The organism is Streptomyces sp. NPDC001157, from assembly GCF_053598255.1.
Window position 1 is genome coordinate 238,445 of record NZ_JBSFJW010000001.1, and the last position, 22,419, is coordinate 260,863.

Consider the following 22,419-nt stretch of genomic DNA (forward strand, 5'->3'; position numbering starts at 1 on the left):
GCGTGTTACGCCGTGCGCCCCAGCCGGAAGCGGGGATGGGGCTCCGCGCGGCCGGTCGCGAGGTCGGCCGCCATCGCGCCGATGAGCGGGGTGAACTTCGCGCCGTGACCCGAGCACGGGGAGACGATGACGAAAGGGCCGTGGCGGTCGAGGACGAAGTCCTCGTCGGGGGTGGTGGTGTAGAGGCAGGTGGCCTCGGCGACGGGGTCGGGGGCGAGGCCGGGGAGACGGTCGCGGACGAAGCCGCTGACCCGCGTCCGCGACGACGCGTCGACGACCCCGCTGCGGGTGCGGGCGGTGGTGGGCGTGCCGCGGTCGTGTTCGGCGACCTTGTACGTGGGCAGCGGGCCACCGTCGCTTCCCGAGGGCAGGCCGTAGAGACGCAGCTCCCCGTCCCAGATCAGTGTCGGCCACTGCACGGACGGATCCCGCCGCGGGAAGTGGAAGACCTGCTGCTGGGTCACCTCCAGCGGCGGCAGCGGGACGGGCAGTCCGAGCTCGGGCAGCCACGCCCCGGCGGCGATCACCACGGTGTCCGCGAGGACCTCGCGGCCGTCGTCGGTGCGCAGGAGCACCTTCTCGGGAGTGCCCTGGACGTCGATGCCCGTGACACGTGTACCGATGATCGCTTCCGCGCCGTGCTCGCACGCCTGCCGGACGCAGGCCGCCACGGTCTGGTCGGCATCGATGACGCCCGCGTCGGGATGATGGAGCACCGGGCCCGTGATGCGGATGCAGGGCCAGCGCTCGGAGGCCTCTTCAGGGCCGAGGAGCTCATGCGGCACTCCGGCCGCGGAGAGGAGCTCGGCGATCGCCTTCGGGTCGTGGTCCTCCCCCATGTCGAGGCCACCGGTCGTGCGCAGCAAGGGAGTTGAGCTGTCCTGCTCCAGTTCCCGCCACTGTTCGTACGCCTGTCCGGTCAGGTGCACGTAGAAGGGGTCGGCGTACGCCCGCCGGACGATCCGTGAGCTGCCGTGCGAGCTGCCGTGCTTGTGGCCGATGTCGTACGCCTCGATCAGCGTGACCTCGTGGCCGCGCCGGGCCAGTTGCCAGGCGGTGGCCGCACCCATCAGCCCGGCACCCACGACGGCGATCACGGGCCCTCCCCAGGGATCCAGTTCATACCCGCGAGCGGGACGCGGGCCATGGCGGCGGATTCGATGGTAAGGGCAACCATGTCCTGGGGCGCTCACGGACCAGCTGCCTACGCCCGCCCGGTCCAGACGTCGCTCTCCCAGCCGGGCCGAGCCAGCGAGTCCGACCACAAGCAGCAACAGGGCGGAGTAGGGCGGGAGTTGGGCTCAGGTTCCCGGTACCGGGAACAGCATGCAGCTGCTGGTGGCGTGTGCGAGCAGGCGGTCCGCCGAGTCGAGGAGCCGCGCCTCGGCGAGCGCCGTGCGCCGGCCGCTGTTGAGGACACTGCCGACCGCGCGGACCTTGCCCGTGTCGGCCGTGATCGGGCGCAGGAACTTCACGGTCAGGTCGAGCGAGGTGTAGCCCATGCCCGGCGGCAGGGTGGACTGGACGGCGCAGCCGGCCGCGGAGTCGAGCATCGTGGCGTAGATGCCTCCGTGGACGCTGCCGATGGGGTTGTAGTGCTCCTCGCCCGGCTCCAGGGAGAACACCGCGTGGCCGTGGTCGACCTCTTCGATCGACATGCCCAGCGTGGCGCCGATCGGCGGCGCGGGCAGCCGGCCGGCAAGGATCTCGCGAAGGAAGTGCAGGCCGGAGCCCTGCCCGACGGCGGCCGCCGAGATCGCGGGGTCGTCCCAGTCGTACGTACGAGAGCGTTCCATGCGGCTGCGCTTCCTCCCTGGCCCACTGACTATGTTTCTCGAAGCTAGCCCTGCGGTCAGCTGACTGTCAATGCAGAAGTCAGGTGTCCTACCATGGCGGTATGAAGTGGCTCGAGATGAGCACCGAGAACTGCCCGATCCAGCGCAGCCTCAACCTGATCGGCGAGAAGTGGTCACTGCTGCTCCTGCGCGACGCCTTCAACGGGGTGCGCCGCTTCGACGACTTCCGCCGTCATGTGGGACTGTCCGAGGCGGTCCTCTCCGACCGCCTGCGCAAGCTGGTCGCGGCCGAGATCCTGCGGACGGTCCCCTACCAGGAGCACGGCAGCCGGACCCGCTACGAGTACCGCCTCACCCCCAAGGGCCGCGATCTGTGGCCGGTCATCGTGGCGCTGCGGCAGTGGGGCGAGATGTACGTCGGGGATCCCGAGGGGCCGGTCCTGGAGGTCCGGCACCGCGACTGCGGCGCCCCCGTGCGGGTCGTGGTCGAGTGCCCCGACGAGCACACCGAGCTCTCCCCGAGGGATGTCACGGTGACACCGGGGCCGGCGGCGCGCCTGCAGGCCTGAGAGCCCGAAGGCCTGTCCGGCGGATCTGCCGGACAGGCCCGTGCCCCGAGGAGGGCTCAGCGCTTGAGCGTGAAGGTGAAGTCGCCGGACAGCTTGCCGCTCAGCCGGACTGCCGAGACGAGCTTCCCCTCCGCGAGCAGCCGCTCGACCTCGGCCCGCGACAGACCGCACCGTCAGCGATCAGCCGCACCGGCCGGACCGGGATCCGCGCGGCGAAGCGGACGGAGACGTCGATCGCCTCGCGCTCCAGATGATCCGATCCGTCGGTGTCGAGGTGCCAGGCTCCGGCCCAGTCGAGGGCTATTCGATTACGGCGCTGCAGGGCCGGATCCTGGAGCAACTCGGCTGCCAGATCAGGATCGTTGGCATGCATCCGGTCCAGCAGCTCAGGTCGTACGGAGCGTACGTTCATCCGCTCCAGGACCGTGAGTTTGGCCGTGTCCCCGCAACCGCTGCACAGCACGAGGAGCCATGCGTCGAGGAGCTTGTGGTTGGCGTTGACCCGGAACTTGCCGTTGGGCCGGAAGCGCTCGGACGCGCAGGCGGGGCAACGGCGGAGAACGGTCGGCAGGCAGGTGGGCATGACCACCCAGGTGTTGAGCACAGAAGTACACCGGTTTCAGTGAGAAGTCCGCAGCAAGAAGCAGCGCGGCGCAGCTGCGCGACGCGCGACAGATCAGCTCTCGGGAGGTCTCACACGGTGTACAACGGCACGTCCTTGCCTGGGCGACTTGGTCCGGCAGCACGGTAAGGCAGGCCGGCGGCGCTGATCCACTGGTTTTCGAGCGACTCGGATCCGCCGCGGGGCAGTTCAGCGGCAGAGTGCCTGCGAGGTCCCGGACGATGACCGCGTCCGCGGTTCTCCGGCGCCAGGGTCAGCCGCCCGGCCCATGGCGACGCCGGTGTGGGCTGCGGCCAGGGCCGGGGCGTCGCTGACGCCGTCCCCGACGACCCGCCTCACCGACGCCGTGGGCATGGAGTCCGCCTGCGCCCACCAGTTGCGCCTGCTGCGCGACAGTACGACCTAGGCCTCCTGGCCGTCCGGCTGCCGGACGACGGAGCGGCGCTCGGCGGAGGGGCGGCGGCGCAGCAGCAGGCGTCTTGCGGGGCGCTCCACCGCCTCGTACAGGACCCAGGACAGGCCGAGCGACACGGCGAAGGCGATGGCGGTGACGGCCAGCCCCGCCGTCGGGCCGAAGAGAGGTTTCGTGCCCAGCAGGTTGGTACCGGCCCGCAGCACGAGCAGGTGGACCATGTAGAAGGCGAAGGAGAGCTCCCCCAGCCGTACCAGTCGCCGGTGGCGCCACATCGAGGGCAGTCCGCGCAGGTCCGCGACGGCGGCCGCCGGGATGAGCAGGGCGAAGCCGATGACGGTGCAGGTGGTGGGCGCGTAGCCGTCGGTGACCTGCGGGACGAGGAAGTAGCCGATGATCGCGAGGGCGAGGGAGGCCTCCAGGCCGGGTCCGCGCCAACGGTCGAGCAGCACCAGCCGGGCGACGGCGACGCCCAGGACGAACTCGGGCAGGCGCGCGGCGGGGAACGAGGCGATGGGCTGGTCCAGCCAGTGGTGTGCGTCCACCCATGCCAGTGCCACCACCGCCAGCACCGATGCGCCGGCCAGCGCCGCCGAGCCGCGGGCGCCCAGACGGCGCAGGAGCAGCGCCAGCAGCGGGAAGACGGCGTAGAAGAAGGCCTCGCAGGCCAGTGACCAGCTGACCGGGTCCAGCGTCTGCCACCATGGGCGCCACCAGGAATGGACCAGCAGCACATTGGCCAGTCCCTGGCTCAGGGACGGCTTGGACTGGTGGGCCAGCGTGTACGCCATGAGCAACGCGATCGCGGCCGTGACCAGGTGCACCGGCAGGATGCGGGCGATGCGACGACGCCAGAAGGCGGGCGCCCGGTCACCCGGCCGGGCCGACCAGGTCAGGACGAACCCGGACAGCACGAAGAAGAACGACACCCCCGTCGCGCCGGCCCTGAAGGCCCAGGTGACGAGGGAGCCGGCGGTGCCGTCGAAATAGTGGAAGTTGCGCACGTGCAGTCCGAAGACCAGCAGTGCGGCCATCCATCGCAGGCCGGTGAGGGACGGCAGCGAGGGCGCCGGAGCGGCCGGGGAACTCCTGGTGGTGGTCGTGGAATCGGTGGTGGACGGCGGCCGGGGCGCCCTGGTCGCCGTCGTCATCGAATCACCTGCAGGGGACTGTTCGTGCTGTGCATGAAGCGGGGCATGGAGGGGAACGTTGCCCGTTCAGCACCTTTCATTCATTCCCGTACCGCACGTCACACCAATGGGGTCGAACCTCGGCCCCACAGCCGCTCAATCGCGGCCGCGCCCCCTGTCCAGACGTTCGAGAACGGCACGCGCCATCGCTTCCTCACCCTTGGCGTTGGGGTGCGCGGGGGCGGCGGGCGAGGCCGGCTGGAGCGGTTCGATCCAGCGGACGTCGGGCGCCTTGCACATGTCGTGGCCCACCATGGGCCCGTAGGTGTCGACGTACTGCGCACGGTCCCACTCGGCGACCAGCCGCAGCATCAGGTTCAGTCGCTTGCCGGTGTCGCGCAGATAGGCGAAGTCCTTGGCCGCGAACGGCACCGAGGGATAGCAGCCGCTGCCGTCGTCGGGCAGCAGGTCGGGGTAGCCCACGACGAGCACCCGGGCGTGCGGCGCCCTGGTGTGAACGGCCCGCAGCACCGCGTCGATCTTCGGCGCGGTCCGTGCGACGGCGACCGTGAGCTGGTCAATGCCGGACGAGGCGTAGTAGCGCCGGCACGGGTCGCCGGTCGGGTCCTGGGAGCTGAGGCGCGCGCACGTGCCGATGATCGAGCTGAAGCCGATGTCGTTGCCGCCGATCTGGACCGTCACCAGACCGGTGTCGCGGTTCAGCGCGTCCAACTGGGGCCCGTTGGTGCCCTGCGCCTTCCACATGTTGTCGGTCGTCGCTCCACTGCAGCTGACGTCCTTGAACGCGGTCGCCTTTCGCGCCGCCGCCACGATCGAGGGGTAATTGTGGTCGGAGCGGGCACAGTTGGCGTCCACCTGCTGCGGGATGAGGGGGCCCGCCGTGTAGGAGTCCCCGAGCGACACATAGCGGGTGTCCCGGCCGTGTCCCCCGCCGAACGCCGCGGCAGGCGTCGTGGACGCCGCGACGAGAGCGCAGCCGCCGAGCGCCGCCCCCACCGCCATCCCCCGCCGTCGGCGTCTCGCCGCTGAGCCCGAACGCGTGTCGTTGGCCATGCGATTCCTCCCCCTGAGACCCGGATGTCGCGCGGAGCCGGCACCGAGGCGCGGGCGTCACACGCGACGCAGCCTGTATACCGCCCGGTATGTCTCCGGGGCCAGAGGCGGGAAGCGGGCAACTGGCCTTCCCGGCAAAGGGGATCCATCGGTTCCGGGGGCTGAACCGCCCGCCGCTCAGGGGCGTCTACATCCCCGCGGCACACGCCGCATCGGCATCCCCGTTGGGTCCGCGACCCAGGTAGGTCTATCGTCTGAATCGTGGGCCAGAACATAGGAGAGCGGCCATGATGCCGCAGGACGAAGCCGTGATCGGCTGCACGGGGAAGGTGCTCGTCGGAACCCGCGGATCCGCGGGGCCCGGCGAAATCCTGGTGCGGGTCAGAGGCGGTTCCGAGACCTTCCTCGCCTGGTCCGAAGATCCCCTGCCCACGGGGGCGACGGTGCTGGTGATCGAGTCGCGCGGATGTCGTGAGGTCGGCGTCATCGAGTGGGTGGATCCATTGGACGCGCTCGGCGGCGACACCGCCGGCGCAGACTGAGGAGTAGAAAGAAACATGTTCGGATACCGCGTTCCCGCTCCCGACGAGGCGATGTTGATCTCGGGAGGCAGGCGGGGACTGGGGGGCGCGCCGTTCCGAGTGGTGACGGGCCACGGCAAGTTCGTGATCCCGTTCTTCCGCAAGACCCGCTTCCTCACCCTGTCGATGTGCGAGTCCGAGGTCACCGAGACCTGTGTGACCCGGCAGGGCATCTCGCTGCACGTCCGCGCGGTCATCGCGTTCAAGGTCGGCAACGACCACGAGAGCATCATCAACGCCGGCCAGCGCTTCCTCTCCGACCAGGAGCAGATGTCGGTCCTGACCGGCCGGATCTTCGCCGGTCACCTGCGGGCGATCATCGGCTCGATGACGGTCGAGGAGATCGTGACCGAGCGGCAGAAGCTCGCCGCGGAGGTCCTGGACACCTCGAAGACCGAGATGGCGAAGATCGGCCTGATCGTGGACTCGCTGCAGATCCAGTCGATCGACGACGGCGACGCCGGCTACATCGACGCGATGTCCGCGCCGCACAAGGCGGCCATCCAGCGGCAGGCCCAGATCGCCCAGGCCCAGGCCACCCAGGCCTCGGTCGAGGCGGAGCAGGCGGCGGCCCGCAAGCAGGCCGAGTACGCCCGGCAGACCGCCATCGTGAAGGCCGAGTACTCGGCCGAGGTGGACCGCGCCCAGGCACAGGCGGCCCAGGCCGGACCGCTGGCGCAGGCACACGCCCAGCAGGAGGTGCTGGCCGCGCAGACCGAGCTGGCGCAGCGCCAGGCCAAGCTGCGTCAGCAGCAGCTGGTCGCCGAGATCGTGAAGCCCGCCGAGGCCGAGGCCGAGCGGGTCAGGGTGCTGGCCGCGGCGGAGGCGGAGCGCATGAAGATCCAGGCCGAGGCGGCGGCCTCGTACGACCGGGTCGCCCTCGACCGGATGCTGATCGACCAGCTCCCGCAGATCGTGAAGGAGGCGGCAGGCGGCCTGGCGGGCGCCAACGTCAACGTCCTGAACGGCGCGGACGGCCTGGGCGAGATCGCCGCGGGCCTGGTCTCCCAGGGCCTGACCATCCTCGACTCGGTCCGGCAGAACCTGAACGGCCAGGACGCCACCGACGGCCGCCGGCCCGAGGAGAACCCCGGCAGCGGCCTGCTCCAGCTGCGCTCGGGCAAGGAGAGGAAGTCGGACGACGGGCCGGTCGACGTCGACTGAGCGCTCCGCTGGATGGGCCGCGATGGGCCGTATGCCGGCTGCGGGCCCGTCGTGGCTGGTCGCGCAGTTCCCCGCGCCCCTTTGGGGCGCGGCCCACCTCACCGGGAGCCCCCCATGACCGGTATCCGCCGTAAGAGACCCGTCGAAGTCTCCGACGCCATCCAGCCGCCGAGCAACACCGAACTGATCGTCGGCGTCGTGTCGGTGACCTTGCTGGTGGAGGTCCTGGGGGTGCTGTCCGGGTCCGAGGTGTGGCTGCTCGGGCTGCTGGTCTTCCTGCCGGGGACGGCGTCGGCGCTGTGCACCGTGCGGCAGACGGGGTTCGTCGCCGCGTGGACCTCGCTCGTCGTCACCACCACCGCGGTGGTGCGGGCCCCGGTCGGCGGGCACTGGCTCGACCGGCTGCTGCTGGTCCTGTTCACCCTCGCGCTGGGGGTGGCCTCCGTCTACGCCTGTCATCGGCGCATCAGGCGCGAGCACGAGATGCTGCGGCTGCGTTCGACCGCCGCGGCCATGCAACGGCACATCCTGCACCCGCTGCCCCTGGTCACCGACGACGTGCTGGTCAACGGCGTCTACGAGCCCGTACAGGAGGACCGGCTCGTCGGCGGCGACATCTACGACGTCGTCGACTCGCCCTTCGGTACCCGGGTGCTGATCGGCGACGTGCAGGGCAAGGGGCTGGCCGCCGTGGGCGCCGCCTTCGCCGTCATCGGCGCCTTCCGTGAGGCGGCCCACCGGGAACCCACGCTCACCGCGCTCGTCGACGCCCTGGACGCGGCGGTCGTCCGCCACAACTCGTACGCCGAACAGACCGGCGACGACGAGCGGTTCGTCACCGCCCTCATCCTCGGCGTCGACGCCGGCAGCGAGGTGCAGGTCGTCAACTGCGGCCACATTCCTCCCCGGTTGATGCACGAGGGCCTGGTCACCACGCCGCCGCTGGACTCCGGTGTCCCGCTCGGTCTCGCCGAACTGGCCGCGGAACCCACGACCGTGGAATGGTTCGACTTCCCGGCCGGTTCGACGCTGCTGCTGACCACGGACGGCCTCACCGAGACCCGCGCCGACGACGGCACGTTCTACCCGCTCGACGAGCGACTGTCGAAGCACCTCGGACTTCCCCCCACCGAGCTGCCCCGGGCGCTGCACGAGGACGCCCTCGCGTTCACCGACGCCGACCGCCGGCACGACGACATCGCCGTCCTGACCGTCCGCCGCTCCCCGCGCCACTGAGCACACCGTGCTCCGGTGCGGCCCGCCTGGCCGAGCCGGTTGGCATCAGAGCTCCGGCATGGCCCTCAGCAGAGGCGACAGACATGGATCCGGCCGCGGTCTCCCCGCTCCCTGCGGGCGTCAGCCTGCGCCGGTTGCTGATGTCCCTGGGTGACTCACTGGTGGAGGTACAGGCCGCTCCCGCCGGACTGGACGTCGAGATCCAGGGCGTGGCGCTGCTCGACCCCGAGGACCCGCCGACGGCGCAGCCGGGCGAGCTGGTCCTCGCCATCGGTGCCCGGGGCCGGGCCGCCCGTCCCGTACTGCGGGCCGCCGGACGCGACGGAGCCGCCGCCGTCCTGGTCGAACCGGCCGGAGCCGGCCGGGCCGCCGCCCTCAGCGAGACCGCCGCCGAGGCCGGGGTCGCCCTGCTGTCGCTGCGCGGCGAGGCACGCTGGGAGCAGGTGAACGCGCCGGCCCGCGCCGCCCTCGACGACGCACCGCCGGGTGAGTACGAGGCAGCGGCCGAGGAGGGCGATCTGTTCTCGCTCGTCCAGACGACCGCCCTGCTGACCGGCGGCATCGGGTCAGCATCGAGGACGCCGCCAACCGGGTGCTGGCCTACTCGCGCTCCACCGACTCCGACGAGATCGACGACCTGCGGCGGCGTTCCATCCTCGGCTGGCAGGGCCCTGAGGCGTATCTGGCGAAGCTGCGCGAGTGGGGCGTGTTCCAGCACCTGCACTCCAGCGACAAGGTGATCGGCATCGACAGCCACCCGGAGCTGGGCATCCGCCGCCGCCTCGCGGTGGCCATCCGCTCCGGGGAGCGGCAGCTGGGGACCATCTGGGTGCAGGAGGGTTCGACGCCGCTGTCCGAGCACTCGGAGCGGGCGCTGCTGGGTGCCGCCCGGGTCGCCGCGCACCATCTGGCGCGCCGCCGCCGGGAACTCTCCGACGACCTGACCCTCACCCGCACACTGCTGGCCGGACTGCTGGAGGGCAGCACCGGCCCGCAGCCGCTGGCCACCCATCTCGGTCTCGACGCCGGCCGCCCAGCTGCCGTCCTGGGTTTCTCGTACGGCACCGCCGAGGCGGTCACCGCTCCCGAACTGACCCACACCGAGGTCACCAACCTCATCTCGGTGCAGATCGCCGCCCGGCACCGCAGCGCTCTGGTGACCCAGGTCGACCCCCGGATCTATGTACTGCTGCCGCAGTTGCCCCGCGGCATCGACACGGAGACCCTGCGCAGCTGGGCTCAGGAGATCGCCGACACCGCCCGCCGGTATCTGGGCCTGCCGCTGCGCGGCTCGATCGGCTGCCTGGTTCCCGGGCTCGGTCAGACCCCCGACTCGCGCCGTGAGGCCGACCGCATCCTCGACGCGATGCTGGGCGCCGGCGTCGCCGCCGCGGTCGCCGCGCTGCCGGACATCCAGGCGGAAGTCCTGATCAGCGAAATGCTGACACTGCTCTCCGCCCACCCCGAGATACGCGACCCACGGCTGACCGCGCTGGTCGCCCACGACAGCCGGCACCAGGGCCGGCTCGCCGAGTCGCTGCTGGCCTACCTCAACTGCTTCGGCGACGTCCGAGCGGCCGCCGCCGAGCTGCATGTGCACCGCAACACGCTGCGCTACCGCATCCGCCGGGCCGAGGAACTCACCGGTCTCGACCTGAGCCGCCCCGACCAGCGACTGCTGGCCATGCTCCAGTTGCGGCTGCCGCCCGGCGCCTGAGCCCTGCTTCGCATTGTCCGGCCGTACAACCATCGAGGACTACTTCGTCCCCGGGAACAAACACGTCCCCTCGCGGCCGCCCATACGCTTGCGCAAATCCATTTCCGCCAGTGAAACGGATCACTTCCCGCAAGGGAACGGAACGCGGCGCGGGCCCCTCCCCCGCGGCCCTCCCCACCACTCAATGGATGTCGACATGACTACACGTCCCCCTGGTGCTGTGGCTTCTGCCACCGCTCCTCCCGCCAGTGGTCAGACTCCCGATCAGGCCACTCTGCGGCCTGGCCTCAAGAACCGCCATCTGTCGATGATCGCCATCGGCGGGGTGATCGGCGCCGGGCTCTTCGTCGGGTCCGCCTCCGGCATCGCCGCCGCCGGGCCCGGCATCCTGCTCTCGTACGCGCTGGTCGGCGCCCTGGTCGTGTTCGTGATGCGGATGCTCGGCGAGATGGCCGCGGCGAACCCGACCTCCGGCTCCTTCTCCGCCTATGCGGACCGGGCGCTCGGCCGCTGGGCCGGGTTCTCGATCGGCTGGCTGTACTGGTTCTTCTGGGTCGTGGTGCTCGCCGTGGAGGCGACCGCGGGTGCCGTGATCCTGGAGGGGTGGGTGCCCGCCGTACCGCAGTGGGCCTGGGCGCTGATCGTTATGGTCGTGCTCACCATCACGAACCTGGCCTCGGTCGGCTCCTTCGGGGAGTTCGAGTTCTGGTTCGCCGGCATCAAGGTCGTCGCCATCACCGGCTTCATCGTCCTCGGCGGCCTGGCGATCTTCGGTGTGCTGCCCGGCTCCGACCATGCCGCGACGGGCTTCACCAACCTCACCGCGCACGGCGGCTTCCTGCCGAACGGGCCCGGTGCGATCCTCACCGGCATCCTGCTGGTCGTCTTCTCCTTCATGGGCAGCGAGATCGTCACCCTCGCCGCCGGCGAGTCCGCCAACGCACGACAGGCGGTCGCCAAGGCCACTCGAAGCGTGATCTGGCGGGTCGGCGTCTTCTACGTCGGATCGATCCTCGTCGTGGTCTCGCTGTTGCCGTGGAACGACCCCGCGATCGCCAAGAAGGGCTCGTACGTTGCGGCCCTCGACTCGATCGGCATCCCGCACGCCGGCCAGATCATGAACTTCATCGTGCTGACCGCCGTGCTGTCCTGTCTCAACTCCGGCCTCTACACAGCCTCCCGGATGGCGTTCTCCCTCGGACAGCGCGGCGACGCCCCGCGCTCCTTCGTACGGACGAACTCCCGCGGCGTGCCGCAGCCCGCGATCCTGGCCTCGGTGGCCTTCGGCTTCGTCGCGGTCGGCTTCAACTACCTGTGGCCGGACACCGTCTTCCAGTTCCTGCTGAACTCCTCCGGCGCGGTCGCGCTCTTCGTCTGGCTGGTCATCTGCTTCTCGCAGCTGCGGATGCGGGGGATCATCCTGCGCGAGACCCCGGAGAAGCTCGTCGTCCGCATGTGGCTCTTCCCGTACCTGACCTGGGCCACCATCGGCATGATCTCGTTCGTCCTCCTCTACATGCTCACGGACGACAGCAAGGGCGGCGGACGCATCCAGGTACTGCTCTCGGTGCTCGTCGCCGCGCTGGTGATCGCGATCTCCCTGGTTCGCGAACGCATCCGCCGGAACGGCACTCGGGACGCACTCGTGTCCCAGTAACCGCAGCGAACTGCTGCATGGTTTCGTGGCTCCCCGCTGCTGTGGCGGGGAGCCACGGCGCGTCAACTGCCCGCATCAGGCGGGGGTTTCACTGACAACTGACATCGGATGTGAGCATCCACACCTCCTTCACCATTGCGCCCCCCGCCCCCACACGGCAGAGTGTTCGAACTGCTGGAATCAGTAAGCGAGTTGCCCGTACACGTCACGGCATGGCCTCACGGGCGAAGCGGAAGGAAGACGTGTGAGCCCGATTTCGGTCCGGGGACTGGCAGTGGCTTCGGCCTCCGCCGTCACCGCTGTCGGAAGCGTCGTCGGAGCCACCTCGCCCGGCACCACGCACACGAACGACGCCGAAGCGACGGCAGCCGACTCGACGCTGCTCGCGGATCTGCCCGCGGGGCAGCAGGCCCAGGTTCAGACCGCGTCCCTGACGCAGCAGGCCGACGTCCAGGCCGTCCAGGCGGACGCGAGCGCCAGGAAGGACGCCGAGCAGGCGGCCCGCAAGGCTGCCGCAGCGACCGCGGTCGCGAAGAAGGAAGCCGCGGAGAAGGCGGCAAAGGAGCGGACCGAAGCCAAGGCGGCCACCGAGCACAGCAGCGCCGTCGTCCCGACCAAGAGCTCGTACACCGTCGCCGAGATCCAGGCGATAGCCCGGCAGATCGTGCCCAGCGGCCAGTTCCAGTGCTTCAGCAACATCGTGGACCGCGAGTCCGGCTGGAACATGCAGGCCCTCAACGCCTCCTCCGGCGCCTACGGCCTCATGCAGGCACTGCCCGGCTACAAGTACTCTTCCGTCGGCTCCGACTGGCACACCAACCCGGCCACCCAGATCAAGTGGGGCCTGAACTACATGAACAGCACGTACGGCAGCCCCTGCCAGGCCTGGGCCTTCTGGCAGACCCACCACGCGTACTGAAGTCGCTCGACGGTGCAGCGGGGCCACTTGGTGGCCCCGCCGGTTCAGCTCCCGCCAAGCCTTCCCGCCCCGTAGACAGGTAGTTGGGCTGGTTGCTCTCCCGCACCGATCGCGCCTACGGCGAACCGGCGCACAGCCGGGAGCGGCGCTCTGGGGGTACCTCGTCGCCAACTCCGCTACCAGCTCGGGCACTTGAAGGTTCGAAGGCCTGTCGTGCCCCGTATGCGCACTGGATACTGGACACGGTACGGACCAGGGAACCGGGGGAGGCAGCATGGCTGGACGTTCGCGGGCGCAATGGGGGCTGGTACGGGAGAAGGCGTTGCTGATCAGCGCGCTCCTGCTCATTTCCGGAAGCTGGCTGTGGTTGGCGACGCTCCACCACTCCGGGCCCGACGGCTCGACTGCGAACCAGTACCTGAACCTGCTTGGCAACACCCTGGTCCAGGCCGGTGCGGTGGCTCTGATCCTCGATCTGATCAACCTCAAGCGGTACGCGACCCAGGAGCTGGTCGCCGCCCTGCTCTCCAGCGACGGATATCTGAGTCAGCTCAGCAGTCTGGAGCAGGAACGTCACCTCAAGCGCGCCGTCCGGGCCCGCTTCCCCAACGACGGTGGTGTGTCGCAGGCCGTGGACTGGCTGGTGGCGACACTCGCCGCACCTCCGCGCAGCAGCTACCGGGCCGAGATCGAACTGTCGGACCAGCCGGCGCAGGAACGGTTCGCCGACTCCGCGCCGCCGCTGCCGGACAGCGTGCTGCGGATCAAGGCGTCCTTCACCTACCGTACCGACGCCAACACCTCCCGCCGCCCGGTACGGATCAACGGCGACGGCGTCATCCACTCCCAGCTGATCCCCATCCCGGCGAACACCGAACTCACCCGGCGCTTCCGAGCCGGGCGGCTGTCCACGGAGGAGTGCCTGGTCTGGGTACGGCACGTGCTGCAGCCCAGCATCAAAGTGGTGCTGCCCAGCCACGCCGTGCCCCTGCGGATCGAACCCGACCTCGGCGGCATATCGCTCACCGACAGCTCGAACGGCACGCTCTGGCTGGAGTTCGACGTGACCTGCCAGCAGATGCTGATGCAGCCCGGCGAACAGGCCTGGGTCACCTACACACACCGGCAGCTGTGCAACCGGCACGACAACTACGTATGGCGCTCGTCCGCCCGCACGTACGACTTCTCGTTCCGGGCGATCGGCTTCCAGGACTACCAGCTCATGCCGATCGCCAACCTGGCCTCACAGTCGACGGTCAGCCAGCTCAACCTGCTCAACGACGAGATCCGCTGCTCCGGGATGATCCTGCCCGAGTCGATGTTCGCCTTCGCATGGAGTCCCTGGTCCGAAGGCCTCAACGGCCTGCGGCAGTCGGTCGACGGGCAAACCGGTGAACCGCCCCGGCCCGAACCCGATCCCGATCCCGTCTGACGCGGTGAATCAGCCCTCCGAGGCGTACAGGTCGCGCCAGTCCTCGCGCGGGCGTACGACTCGCGGGCTGCCGCCCTCCACGATGATCTCCGGGGGACGCCGGTTGGTGTTGTAGTTGGAGGCCATCACCATCCCGTACGCCCCCGCGTCCAGGAAGGCGACCAGGTCACCGGGGACGAGGTCGGGCAGTTGCGCGTCCTGGGCGAACGTGTCGGTCGACTCACACACCGGACCGACCACCTCGGTCGGCCCCACCGAGGGCGCTTCCCGCACGGGCACGATGCGATGGGCCGACGTACGGTACAGGGCCGGGCGAATGAAGTGGTGCATCCCCGTGTCCAGGACCAGCATCCGGCGACCGGGCCGATGCTTGCGGTACAGCACCTTGGCCACCAGCACACCGGCCGGGCCGGCGACCGACCGGCCGGGCTCCAGGAACAGATCGAGGTCCTCGCGCCCGGACAGCAGCGGAGCCAGCGCGGCCGCGAACTCCTCCGGCCCCGGCACGCTCTCCCCGCCGTGGTCGATGGGGAAACCGCCCCCGATGTCCAGCCGCCGGAAGCCGACCAGGCCCACCTGCTGCGCGTACTCCAGCACATCCAGCAGCACTTCGGTGGCCCGCACCATCCCCGCCGGTTCCGGCACCTGCGAGCCCACATGCATGTGCACGCCCAGCGGTTCCAGATCCGGGTACCGCCCGGCCGCGAAGCCGTCGAGCAACTCCCGTGCCTCGTCGGCCGGAACCCCGAACTTCGCCCGCGCGCTCCCGGTCTGCATGGGCGCCAGCGTCGCCACCGTCACCGCGGGATTGATCCGCAGCCCCACCCGTACCCTGCGCCCCGCGCCCCGCGCGATCCTCTGCAGTGCGTCCAGCTCATCGGCCGACTCCACATTGACAAGCACCCCGTGACGGACGGCCAGCAGCAGTTCCTCATCCGTCTTCCCCACGCCCGCGAAGGTGGTCTGCGCAGGGTCCCCGCCCGCGTCCAGCACACGGCTCAGCTCGCCACCGCTCACCACATCGAACCCCGACCCCAGCGCCGCGAACCTGGTCAGGACCGCCTGATTGGAGTTGGCTTTCACGGAGTACGAGACACTCCCGCCCAGCGACGCGAACGCCTCCCGGACCCGGACCAGGTTCGCCACCATGGCGTCCAGCGAGTAGACATACGCGGGAGTACCGACCCCGGCCACGACCCGGTCGAGCGGCAGCCCGTCCAGGCACAGGACGCCGTCGATGTATCGCACCGGCGTGGGCGTGGTGCAGTCCCGTGAAAGGGTGGGTGATACGTCCATTGGAGACCCTTCTCCCCTGGCAGTGCGGGCTGAGCAGCAACTCACCGATCTGTTTGTGACACTACGCCACATCGTATGGAGCGACGCACAGTTGCCCCTCTACCCCGCCCGACCATGTCCGCAGATTCACCAGCTGCTCGTCGGCGGGGTTCGTCTCGATCTTCGGTGAGTGACGGCGCAGTCGGTTGCGCGCCCGCTCGGCGAGCGCCGCCGGGTCGACGGGTACCCACACCGGGAGCCGTCAGGGAAGGCGAGGCCTCCCGACTGATTCAACCTCGAAGCCGGAGACGGCCCACACAGAAGAAGGGCCCTCGCAGGCTCCTGCCTGCGAAGACCCTTCGCACCGTCGGGACGACAGGATTTGAACCTGCGACCCCTTGACCCCCAGTCAAGTGCGCTACCAAGCTGCGCCACGTCCCGGTGCCCGTCTGACCTGGGGTTTCCCCTGACCGGACGTGCATGGAAACCATACCGCACTCGGGTCGATGGTCGCGCATGGCTTTTGTCTGGGGCCGCCGGGGAGCAGTCCGCGGCGGCACTTGACCTGAAGTTTGGTTGAGGTTGCACGATCGTCCGCATGACGATCACCGAGGAACAGCGGCGTACGTACACGTACGAGGACCTGCCCAGGCTGATGGAGCTGATGACGGGCGACGAGAAGCACGGCCCGGCGGCGACGTCCACGCTGGACGTGCTGTGGGTGCTGTACGACCGGGTGCTGCGGGTTGGGCCGGAGCGGATGGCCGACCCGGCGCGGGACCGGTTTCTGCTGTCGAAGGGGCATGGCCCGATGGCGTACTACGCGGTGCTCGCCGCCAAGGGCTTTGTGCCCGTGGACTGGCTGCCCGGGTTCGGGACGTACGCCTCTCCGCTCGGGCACCATCCGGACCGTGTGCTCGTGCCGGGGGCCGAGATCGGCAGTGGGTCGTTGGGGCACGGGCTGCCGATCGCTGTGGGTACGGCGCTGGGGCTGCGTGCGCAGGGCTTGCACGAGCCGCGGGTCTGGGTGCTGATCGGGGACGCCGAGCTGGACGAGGGCAGCAATCACGAGGCGATCGCCTTCGCGGGGCCCGCCGGGCTCGGGCAACTGCACACCGTCGTCGTCGACAACTCCTCCGCCAGCCATGCCCGGCCCGGCGGCATCGCCGCCCGTTTCGAGGCCGCGGGCTGGTCCGCGGTCACGGTCGACGGTCGCGATCACGAAGCGCTCCATGCCGCTTTCACCGCTCCGCATCCGGGCCGCCCGCATGTCGTCGTGGCACAGGTGGAGCCGAAGAGCGCCTGAGACCCGCTTCCTCCTCCTGAGACCCGCTTCCTCCTGCGGTATTTGCTCCACCACCAGAAAGGCCAGACCATCCATGGACACCATGCGTGACCGTTTCGCCCCCGTCGTCTCACGGCTGCTCGACGAGGATCCGCGGGTCGCGGTCGTCCTCGCCGAGATCGGCAGGGACGCTTTCGCCGAGGCACAGCGGCGACATCCGGACCGGGTGCTCAATGTCGGCATCCGCGAGCAGCTGCTGATCGGGGCCGGTGCGGGGCTGGCACTGACCGGGCTGCGGCCCGTCGTGCACACCTTCGCCAGCTTCCTCGTCGAGCGCCCCTTCGAGCAGGTCAAGTTGGATCTGGGGCATCAGAACGTGGGTGCGGTGCTGGTCAGTGCCGCCGGGTCCTTCGACTGGCCGGCGGGTGGATACACGCACATGGCTCCCGGCGACGTGGCCCTCCTCGACACCCTGGACGGCTGGATCGTGCACGTGCCCGGGCATCCCGACGAGGCCGAGACGCTGCTGCGGCATGCGGTCGCCGCGGGCGACGACAAGGTGTACGTGAGGTTGTCCGTGCAGTCGAACACGGAGGGGCTTCCGGTCGACGGCGAGCGTTTCCTCACCGTCCGCGAAGGTCGCTCCGGCATTGTCGTCGCCGTCGGACCGATGCTGGACGCCGTGCTCGCCGCCACGGCGGGGCTCGACGTGACCGTGCTGTACGCGACGACCGTGCGCCCCTTCGACTCGGCCGCACTGCGCCGGGCGACGGAGACGGCCGGGACGGATGTCGTCCTCGTCGAGCCGTACCTGGCGGGCACGTCGACGGCCGCCGCGAACGACGCGCTGTCCGACGTCCCCCACCGTGTGCTGGGGCTCGGCGTGGGCCGCAGTGAGCTTCGCCGGTACGGCCGCATCGAGGAGCACGTGGCCGCGCGCGGCCTGGACGCCCGATCACTGCGGGAGCGGATCGGCAGCTTTGTATCAGGCGGGCGGGTGGGTGCCCGGGTCGGGTGAGGCGGGGCGCCGGCGGGTGGCCGGGGGCATCACCGGGTAGCCCGGGGCGTCACCGCGTGGCCCGGGATGCCGCCGCGTGGCCCGGGATGGCCGCCGCGTGGCCCGGAGCGTCACCGCGTGGCCCGGGATGCCGCCGGGTGAGCCGGCACCGAGCACTGGTGAACCAAGGCGGCGGCTGCGAGTCAGGGCGTTGGCGCGTGGCAGCTGGGCATGTCGGTGTGGGAGAGAGCGAGGCGAGCAGGCGGATGCGCGCCGTCAGCCTGTCGTCTGCGAACGCAGCCGCCGGCCTGCCGCCCCCGTACCCCGATCCGCCGCGGGAGCATCGACGCGTGCCCGGCGAAGGGAGCCAACCAAGCAAGCCAAACCAGTCGACGCCCGCCGCCAGCCCGTCACCTCCGAACACGGCCGCCGGCCCGCCGCCCCTGTACCCCGATCCGACACGGAAGCATCGACCCGTACCGGGCGAAAGCGAGCCAACCAAGCAAGCCAAACCAGTCGACGCCCGCCGCCAGCCCGTCACCTCCGAACACGGCCACCGGCCCGCCACCCCCGTACCCCGATCCGCCATCGGTTCGTCGGGGCGAGCAGGCGGATGTCCCCCGTCAGGCCGCTGCCTCCGAGCACCGCTGCCGGTCGGCCACCCCCGCTCCCGAGCCCCCCGTCGATGCATCAGCGCGTATCAGGTTGCGTATCGCCGGTACCGAGAGCAGGGAGATCGGGATGGCGAAGCTCATCGCTGCGGCGGCGAGGAGGACGTGGTCGGCGCCGACGGCCGTGGCGGCGGGGCCGGCGAGGGCTTGGCCGACCGGCATCATCGCGAGGGAGCCGGCGACGTCGTACGCGTGGATGCGGTTGAGGACGTCGGGCGGGACCTGGGTCTGGACGCTCGTCGCCCACATCACGCCCCAGAAGGACATCCCGGCCCCGGCGACGGCCGCTCCGGCCGCCATGGCCGGTACGCCGAGTCCGGCACCGACGGTGGCCGGGAAGCCCGCGAAGGCGAACAGGGAGAGGGCACCGGCGCGCAGCATGCGGCGGGGGCGCAGGCGCAGGGCGAGGAGGCCGCCGATGACGGTGCCGGCGCCGAGGGCGGAGTTGACCACGCCGTAGGCGCGCGGGCCGTGCTGCTGGACGACCTCCGTCGCCACCAGCGGGACGGAGGGGCCCCAGACGGCGATCATGTACACGCACCAGACGGCGATCACGCCCCACAGCCATGTGCGCGCCCTGAACTCCCGCCATCCTTCGATCAGATCGGCCCGGAAGGCACTGCCACCGCCGTGCCCCGCCGGACCGCTGCCCGGGGCGAGCGGGGGCAGGCGGAGCAGCAGGAGGCACAGGGCGCTGACCGCGTATGTCGCCGCATGGGCCGCGAAGACGCCGCCTGGCGAGGCGAAGCCCACCAGGACGCCTGCGAGCGCGGGACCGGCGAGCTGGGCCGCGGACTCGGCGATGCGTATGGCGCCGTTCGCGCCCTGGATGTCGGAGGCGAGCCGGGGCACCGTACTGGCGACGCCGGGCTGGAACACGGCGCCCGCGGCACCGTTGACGAAGCCGATGACGCAGATGTCCCAGAGCACGACGTGGCCGGAGTAGAACAGCCCCGCGGCCAGGGACTGGGTGCCGAGGCGTACGAGGTCGGCGCCGATCATCAGCTTCTGCGTGCTGAAGCGGTCGGCGATCACCCCGCCGAAGACCACAAGCCCGGCGAAGGCGACGGAGGTCGCGGCCATCGCGAGGCCGACCGCGCCCGCTCCGTACCCGTGTTGCAGCAGGCCCGCGGCGAGAGCGACGGGCAGCATGGTGTCGCCGAGCCGGGCGACCGCACGCGCGACGAAGAACAGCGCGAAGTCCCGTGACCACACCGGCCCCACGTCTCCCTTTGGCGCCTGGGCTTCGGCAACGATGTCACGCGGTCCGCCGACCGCTCCTTCCGAGCCGTCGTGATGTTTTCCTTGCCCCACCCCGGCTCCTGGGTCCGACGGCTGTGATGACGTCCCGGTCACCCCGTCCCCCTCCCCTCCCCGCTGCTCGATCCCCCACGATCCCCGCACCCCGACGTCTCCGTGATAGCCGAAGCCCCCTCCGCTCCGGCTCCCACACCCGACTTCGGATCATGTCACGCGCCACTGACAACGCTCGAAGCGTTTTCAGTCCGCGTCCGGAAGCCCCAACTCCGGGTAGGCGTCCAACAGTCGGGGCGGGGCCGCCTGGCGCCAGGAGTCCGCGAGGATGTCGCGCAGCTCGCCCTCGTCCTCGATCGCGGCGAGGCGGGCCCTCACCCAGGCGAACTGCGCCTCGTGGTCGGCGATCCAGAACTTGCCCGGCTCGGCCAGCACCAGTTCGTCGCGCTCCTCCTTGGGGCAGCGCACGGCGATGGAGGTCTCGTCCTCGGGCAACGTGGCGAACATCTTCCCCGCCACCCGGAACGTGGGCATGCTCCAGGCGATCTTCTCCGTCGTGTCCGGCAGAGCGAGGCAGATACGGCGTACGTCTTCGGCATCCGGCATGCTCCGCACCGTAGCCGTTGCCACTGACAATCACCTGGTGAGGGCGTCGGGCGACTACCTCACGCTGCCGGTGGACCCAGCTTCTTGAAGTAGATCGACGTCGGTCGCAGCACGCCGTCCGGGGCGGCCGCGTAGTCCGGTATCGCGCCGATCCGGGTCCAGCCGGCCGCACGGTAGAGGTGCTCGGCGAGGCTGTCGGTCTCGGTGTCCAGGTGCAGCAGGGTGATGCCCGCCTCGGCGGCGGCCTCCTCTGCGGTGGTCAGGAGTGTCCGGCCGAGGCCCTGTCCCCGGGCGTCCCGGTGCACCATCAGCTTGACCAGTTCGGCACGGTGACGGCTGTTGGGCTTGTCCGGGAAGGCCAGGCTGACGGTGCCCACCACCCGCTCACCGTCGAGCGCCGCCCACACGGCGAGCTGCCCGGCGGCGACGGCCGCGGCGCGCTCCCTCCACCAGACGAGGGCCTCCGCACGGTCGAACGGTGCGAGAAAGCCGATGGAGGCGCCGCCGTCCACGGTGTCGACGAGGAGGTCCGCCAACGCGTCCACGCGCGCGTGCAGTTCATCGCAGTCCAACCGGCTCACGATCACGGCAGCACCACCGCCAGGACGTAGCGCACGTCGTCCGGTCCCGTGCACCGGAACCGGGTCGGCCCCCACACCCGCAGCCGCAGACAGTCCCCGGTGCCGAGGTGGTGCTCCACCTCCTGTGCCGTCACCTCGAGTGCTCCTTCCAGAACCCAGATGTGCTGTTCGAGACCGGGCACGGGCGGCCGGTCGTAGGCGATGTCCGCGCCCGCGGTCAGCCGTCCCTCGACGAGTTCGCCGCGCAGCCCGGCGTGCGGCGGCGACACGGACCGTCGTACGAAACCGGAGGCCCGGTCCTCCCAGACCTGCTGCTCGGCGGCGGCCACCAGCAGCGCCGGCTCCGCCTCCACCTCGCTGAGCAGCTGGGACATGGTGCGCCCGTACACACCGCACAGGCGGTTCAGGAGCGAGGCGGTGGGGCTGGTCTCGGCCCGTTCGGCGCGGGAGAGCGTCGAGCGGCTGACCCCGCTGCGCTCCGCCAACTCCCCCAGCGACCAACCCCGTTCGGCCCGCAGCTCGGCCAGCCGGGCACCGAGCCGGGCGTCGACGGGGTCGGGCCCTGTCTCACCATCGTCCTGTTTCATATTCGGGATACTATCCCAGATGCGAGACGACAGTCTCTATGGCTTCCGCCAGTCCCTCCCGCCGAATGTCATCGGGGTGCCGGGGTGACCGGGGCGTCCGCGCCGGCGATGACGCGCTCAGCGTCGGGGAGGAACACCTTGAGGTCGGCCCGGTCCCGCCCTTCGATCCCGATGGCGAAGAGATGGTTCTTGCCGCCGTATCTCACGTCGGCCAGATACAGGCGGAGTACCGCGGGCTCCGCCATGCCATAGACGTTGTCTCCGGCGTGCGGCCAGGTCAGGAAGTCCACACAGGTCCGTACCGGGCAGTCGGAGGCCTCGTTCACTGCTTTGCCGGAGACAGCGATGTCGATCACCTTCGCCGGGAGAGCGCCGGTGCCGATCATGCCGCTCCGGGGTGTGGAGACCTGTAGGTTCGGGCGGGCTGCGAGCCAGGCCGCCAGCCCTGTGGCAGTACTGGCCACTCCGGCGGCGCGTTTGCGGTCCCTGTCCACCGGGATGAGGTCGGACCAGAACAGGACCCGGTGCAGATCCCAACTGCCCTCCGGTGCCACGGAGAACTCGACGGGCTGGTCCTCATGGCTCTCCCACCGCTGCGTGAAGGTCACCGTCAGATGCCCGTCGAAGAAGTGAGACGTCCGATGAGGGCCCGAAGGCAGGCTTCCGGGGTCGGAAAACCCGGAGAGGCATTCCGGAGCGCAGCCCGGGATCCCCGCCGATGCGGTGGTCGTCGGCTTCCTGGATGAATCACCCGAATTGCGCGAGCCACTGGAGCTGCCGCACCCGGCGAGAAGGACCACGGTCAGCGGGAGAGCGAGGAGCCTGAGAGCCGATTTCATGACAGACCCCGCAAT

General features: G+C 70.4%; 22 protein-coding genes, 1 tRNA gene and 1 pseudogene. 12 read left to right on the forward strand and 12 right to left on the reverse strand.

The window, feature by feature from the left end; genetic code table 11:
* Positions 1 to 5 precede the first annotated feature (5 nt).
* The gene (locus tag ACWDAG_RS00980) at positions 6 to 1,097 is read right to left on the reverse strand and encodes an FAD-dependent oxidoreductase (protein ID WP_450693455.1); all 1,092 of its coding nucleotides are present in this window, start codon (positions 1,095 to 1,097) and stop codon (positions 6 to 8) included.
* A 204-nt stretch (positions 1,098 to 1,301) separates the two neighbouring features.
* Entirely contained in the window at positions 1,302 to 1,796 is a 495-nt protein-coding gene (locus ACWDAG_RS00985) for a PaaI family thioesterase (RefSeq protein ID WP_450693456.1), read from the reverse strand.
* A 101-nt stretch (positions 1,797 to 1,897) separates the two neighbouring features.
* Between ACWDAG_RS00985 and ACWDAG_RS00990 the strand changes: the two genes are divergently transcribed.
* Entirely contained in the window at positions 1,898 to 2,365 is a 468-nt protein-coding gene (locus ACWDAG_RS00990; protein WP_450693457.1) for a winged helix-turn-helix transcriptional regulator, read from the forward strand.
* Between the two features lie 56 nt (positions 2,366 to 2,421).
* Here the strand turns inward: ACWDAG_RS00990 and ACWDAG_RS00995 are convergent.
* Positions 2,422 to 2,969: pseudogene (locus ACWDAG_RS00995) on the reverse strand (DUF1062 domain-containing protein).
* 286 nt (positions 2,970 to 3,255) lie between these two features.
* On the opposite strand from ACWDAG_RS00995, the gene ACWDAG_RS01000 reads away from it, so the two are divergent.
* Positions 3,256 to 3,393, forward strand: coding sequence for a hypothetical protein (locus ACWDAG_RS01000; RefSeq protein ID WP_450693458.1), 138 nt, complete (start codon positions 3,256 to 3,258; stop codon positions 3,391 to 3,393).
* Here the strand turns inward: ACWDAG_RS01000 and ACWDAG_RS01005 are convergent.
* Positions 3,390 to 4,550: an acyltransferase family protein gene (locus tag ACWDAG_RS01005; RefSeq protein WP_450693459.1), complete on the reverse strand. Its 1,161-nt coding sequence runs from the start codon at positions 4,548 to 4,550 to the stop codon at positions 3,390 to 3,392. The two genes, ACWDAG_RS01000 and ACWDAG_RS01005, sit on opposite strands and share 4 nt — an antisense overlap.
* Positions 4,551 to 4,685: 135 nt before the next feature.
* Positions 4,686 to 5,603 (reverse strand): SGNH/GDSL hydrolase family protein, encoded by a 918-nt coding sequence (locus ACWDAG_RS01010; protein WP_450693460.1) that lies wholly within the window; start codon positions 5,601 to 5,603, stop codon positions 4,686 to 4,688.
* Between the two features lie 290 nt (positions 5,604 to 5,893).
* On the opposite strand from ACWDAG_RS01010, the gene ACWDAG_RS01015 reads away from it, so the two are divergent.
* The 8 genes from ACWDAG_RS01015 to ACWDAG_RS01050 all read left to right on the forward strand — a co-directional run bounded on the left by ACWDAG_RS01015 (position 5,894) and on the right by ACWDAG_RS01050 (position 14,309).
* Positions 5,894 to 6,145, forward strand: coding sequence for a hypothetical protein (locus tag ACWDAG_RS01015; RefSeq protein ID WP_450693927.1), 252 nt, complete (start codon positions 5,894 to 5,896; stop codon positions 6,143 to 6,145).
* 15 nt (positions 6,146 to 6,160) lie between these two features.
* On the forward strand, positions 6,161 to 7,348 hold the full coding sequence (locus tag ACWDAG_RS01020; RefSeq protein ID WP_450693461.1) for an SPFH domain-containing protein: 1,188 nt from the start codon (positions 6,161 to 6,163) through the stop codon (positions 7,346 to 7,348).
* Positions 7,349 to 7,462: 114 nt separating this feature from the next.
* Positions 7,463 to 8,584, forward strand: a complete 1,122-nt coding sequence (locus tag ACWDAG_RS01025) for a PP2C family protein-serine/threonine phosphatase (RefSeq protein ID WP_450693462.1) — start codon at positions 7,463 to 7,465, stop codon at positions 8,582 to 8,584.
* An 83-nt stretch (positions 8,585 to 8,667) separates the two neighbouring features.
* Positions 8,668 to 9,324, forward strand: a complete 657-nt coding sequence (locus tag ACWDAG_RS01030; RefSeq protein ID WP_450693463.1) for a hypothetical protein — start codon at positions 8,668 to 8,670, stop codon at positions 9,322 to 9,324.
* An 89-nt stretch (positions 9,325 to 9,413) separates the two neighbouring features.
* Positions 9,414 to 10,301 (forward strand): PucR family transcriptional regulator, encoded by an 888-nt coding sequence (locus ACWDAG_RS01035; RefSeq protein ID WP_450693928.1) that lies wholly within the window; start codon positions 9,414 to 9,416, stop codon positions 10,299 to 10,301.
* A 196-nt stretch (positions 10,302 to 10,497) separates the two neighbouring features.
* On the forward strand, positions 10,498 to 11,958 hold the full coding sequence (locus ACWDAG_RS01040) for an amino acid permease (protein ID WP_450693464.1): 1,461 nt from the start codon (positions 10,498 to 10,500) through the stop codon (positions 11,956 to 11,958).
* Between the two features lie 244 nt (positions 11,959 to 12,202).
* A complete protein-coding gene (locus ACWDAG_RS01045) occupies positions 12,203 to 12,877 on the forward strand; it encodes an aggregation-promoting factor C-terminal-like domain-containing protein (RefSeq protein ID WP_450693465.1) in 675 nt (224 codons plus the stop codon).
* Positions 12,878 to 13,151: 274 nt separating this feature from the next.
* Entirely contained in the window at positions 13,152 to 14,309 is a 1,158-nt protein-coding gene (locus tag ACWDAG_RS01050) for a hypothetical protein (RefSeq protein ID WP_450693466.1), read from the forward strand.
* Positions 14,310 to 14,318: 9 nt separating this feature from the next.
* Here ACWDAG_RS01050 and lysA read toward each other — a convergent pair whose 3' ends face one another.
* On the reverse strand, positions 14,319 to 15,605 hold the full coding sequence (gene lysA / locus ACWDAG_RS01055) for a diaminopimelate decarboxylase (RefSeq protein WP_450693467.1): 1,287 nt from the start codon (positions 15,603 to 15,605) through the stop codon (positions 14,319 to 14,321).
* 346 nt (positions 15,606 to 15,951) lie between these two features.
* Positions 15,952 to 16,025: transfer RNA gene (locus ACWDAG_RS01060), tRNA-Pro, on the reverse strand.
* A 157-nt stretch (positions 16,026 to 16,182) separates the two neighbouring features.
* Between ACWDAG_RS01060 and ACWDAG_RS01065 the strand changes: the two genes are divergently transcribed.
* The gene (locus ACWDAG_RS01065; RefSeq protein WP_450693468.1) at positions 16,183 to 16,890 is read left to right on the forward strand and encodes a transketolase; all 708 of its coding nucleotides are present in this window, start codon (positions 16,183 to 16,185) and stop codon (positions 16,888 to 16,890) included.
* Positions 16,891 to 16,963: 73 nt separating this feature from the next.
* The gene (locus tag ACWDAG_RS01070; RefSeq protein WP_450693469.1) at positions 16,964 to 17,887 is read left to right on the forward strand and encodes a transketolase family protein; all 924 of its coding nucleotides are present in this window, start codon (positions 16,964 to 16,966) and stop codon (positions 17,885 to 17,887) included.
* A gap of 602 nt (positions 17,888 to 18,489) precedes the next feature.
* Here the strand turns inward: ACWDAG_RS01070 and ACWDAG_RS01075 are convergent.
* The 5 genes from ACWDAG_RS01075 to ACWDAG_RS01095 all read right to left on the reverse strand — a co-directional run bounded on the left by ACWDAG_RS01075 (position 18,490) and on the right by ACWDAG_RS01095 (position 22,173).
* Entirely contained in the window at positions 18,490 to 19,752 is a 1,263-nt protein-coding gene (locus tag ACWDAG_RS01075; protein ID WP_450693470.1) for an MFS transporter, read from the reverse strand.
* 285 nt (positions 19,753 to 20,037) lie between these two features.
* Entirely contained in the window at positions 20,038 to 20,397 is a 360-nt protein-coding gene (locus tag ACWDAG_RS01080) for an MmcQ/YjbR family DNA-binding protein (RefSeq protein WP_351468789.1), read from the reverse strand.
* Between the two features lie 59 nt (positions 20,398 to 20,456).
* Positions 20,457 to 20,984, reverse strand: coding sequence for an N-acetyltransferase family protein (locus ACWDAG_RS01085; protein WP_450693471.1), 528 nt, complete (start codon positions 20,982 to 20,984; stop codon positions 20,457 to 20,459).
* Positions 20,981 to 21,565 (reverse strand): helix-turn-helix domain-containing protein, encoded by a 585-nt coding sequence (locus ACWDAG_RS01090; RefSeq protein ID WP_450693472.1) that lies wholly within the window; start codon positions 21,563 to 21,565, stop codon positions 20,981 to 20,983. Before ACWDAG_RS01090 ends, ACWDAG_RS01085 begins: the two co-directional genes overlap by 4 nt.
* A 68-nt stretch (positions 21,566 to 21,633) precedes the next feature.
* On the reverse strand, positions 21,634 to 22,173 hold the full coding sequence (locus tag ACWDAG_RS01095) for a hypothetical protein (protein WP_450693473.1): 540 nt from the start codon (positions 22,171 to 22,173) through the stop codon (positions 21,634 to 21,636).
* Between the last annotated feature and the right edge of the window lie 246 nt (positions 22,174 to 22,419).

What these genes read in the sequence shown, in the direction of transcription:
- ACWDAG_RS00985 (WP_450693456.1), bottom strand. Translation starts at nt 1,796, where the DNA reads ATGGAACGCTCTCGTACGTACGACTGGGACGACCCCGCGATCTCGGCG.
- ACWDAG_RS00990 (WP_450693457.1), top strand. Translation starts at nt 1,898, where the DNA reads ATGAAGTGGCTCGAGATGAGCACCGAGAACTGCCCGATCCAGCGCAGC.
- ACWDAG_RS01000 (WP_450693458.1), top strand. Translation starts at nt 3,256, where the DNA reads ATGGCGACGCCGGTGTGGGCTGCGGCCAGGGCCGGGGCGTCGCTGACG.
- ACWDAG_RS01005 (WP_450693459.1), bottom strand. Translation starts at nt 4,550, where the DNA reads ATGACGACGGCGACCAGGGCGCCCCGGCCGCCGTCCACCACCGATTCC.
- ACWDAG_RS01010 (WP_450693460.1), bottom strand. Translation starts at nt 5,603, where the DNA reads ATGGCCAACGACACGCGTTCGGGCTCAGCGGCGAGACGCCGACGGCGG.
- ACWDAG_RS01015 (WP_450693927.1), top strand. Translation starts at nt 5,894, where the DNA reads ATGCCGCAGGACGAAGCCGTGATCGGCTGCACGGGGAAGGTGCTCGTC.
- ACWDAG_RS01020 (WP_450693461.1), top strand. Translation starts at nt 6,161, where the DNA reads ATGTTCGGATACCGCGTTCCCGCTCCCGACGAGGCGATGTTGATCTCG.
- ACWDAG_RS01025 (WP_450693462.1), top strand. Translation starts at nt 7,463, where the DNA reads ATGACCGGTATCCGCCGTAAGAGACCCGTCGAAGTCTCCGACGCCATC.
- ACWDAG_RS01030 (WP_450693463.1), top strand. Translation starts at nt 8,668, where the DNA reads ATGGATCCGGCCGCGGTCTCCCCGCTCCCTGCGGGCGTCAGCCTGCGC.
- ACWDAG_RS01040 (WP_450693464.1), top strand. Translation starts at nt 10,498, where the DNA reads ATGACTACACGTCCCCCTGGTGCTGTGGCTTCTGCCACCGCTCCTCCC.
- ACWDAG_RS01050 (WP_450693466.1), top strand. Translation starts at nt 13,152, where the DNA reads ATGGCTGGACGTTCGCGGGCGCAATGGGGGCTGGTACGGGAGAAGGCG.
- lysA (WP_450693467.1), bottom strand. Translation starts at nt 15,605, where the DNA reads ATGGACGTATCACCCACCCTTTCACGGGACTGCACCACGCCCACGCCG.
- ACWDAG_RS01065 (WP_450693468.1), top strand. Translation starts at nt 16,183, where the DNA reads ATGACGATCACCGAGGAACAGCGGCGTACGTACACGTACGAGGACCTG.
- ACWDAG_RS01070 (WP_450693469.1), top strand. Translation starts at nt 16,964, where the DNA reads ATGGACACCATGCGTGACCGTTTCGCCCCCGTCGTCTCACGGCTGCTC.
- ACWDAG_RS01080 (WP_351468789.1), bottom strand. Translation starts at nt 20,397, where the DNA reads ATGCCGGATGCCGAAGACGTACGCCGTATCTGCCTCGCTCTGCCGGAC.
- ACWDAG_RS01090 (WP_450693472.1), bottom strand. Translation starts at nt 21,565, where the DNA reads ATGAAACAGGACGATGGTGAGACAGGGCCCGACCCCGTCGACGCCCGG.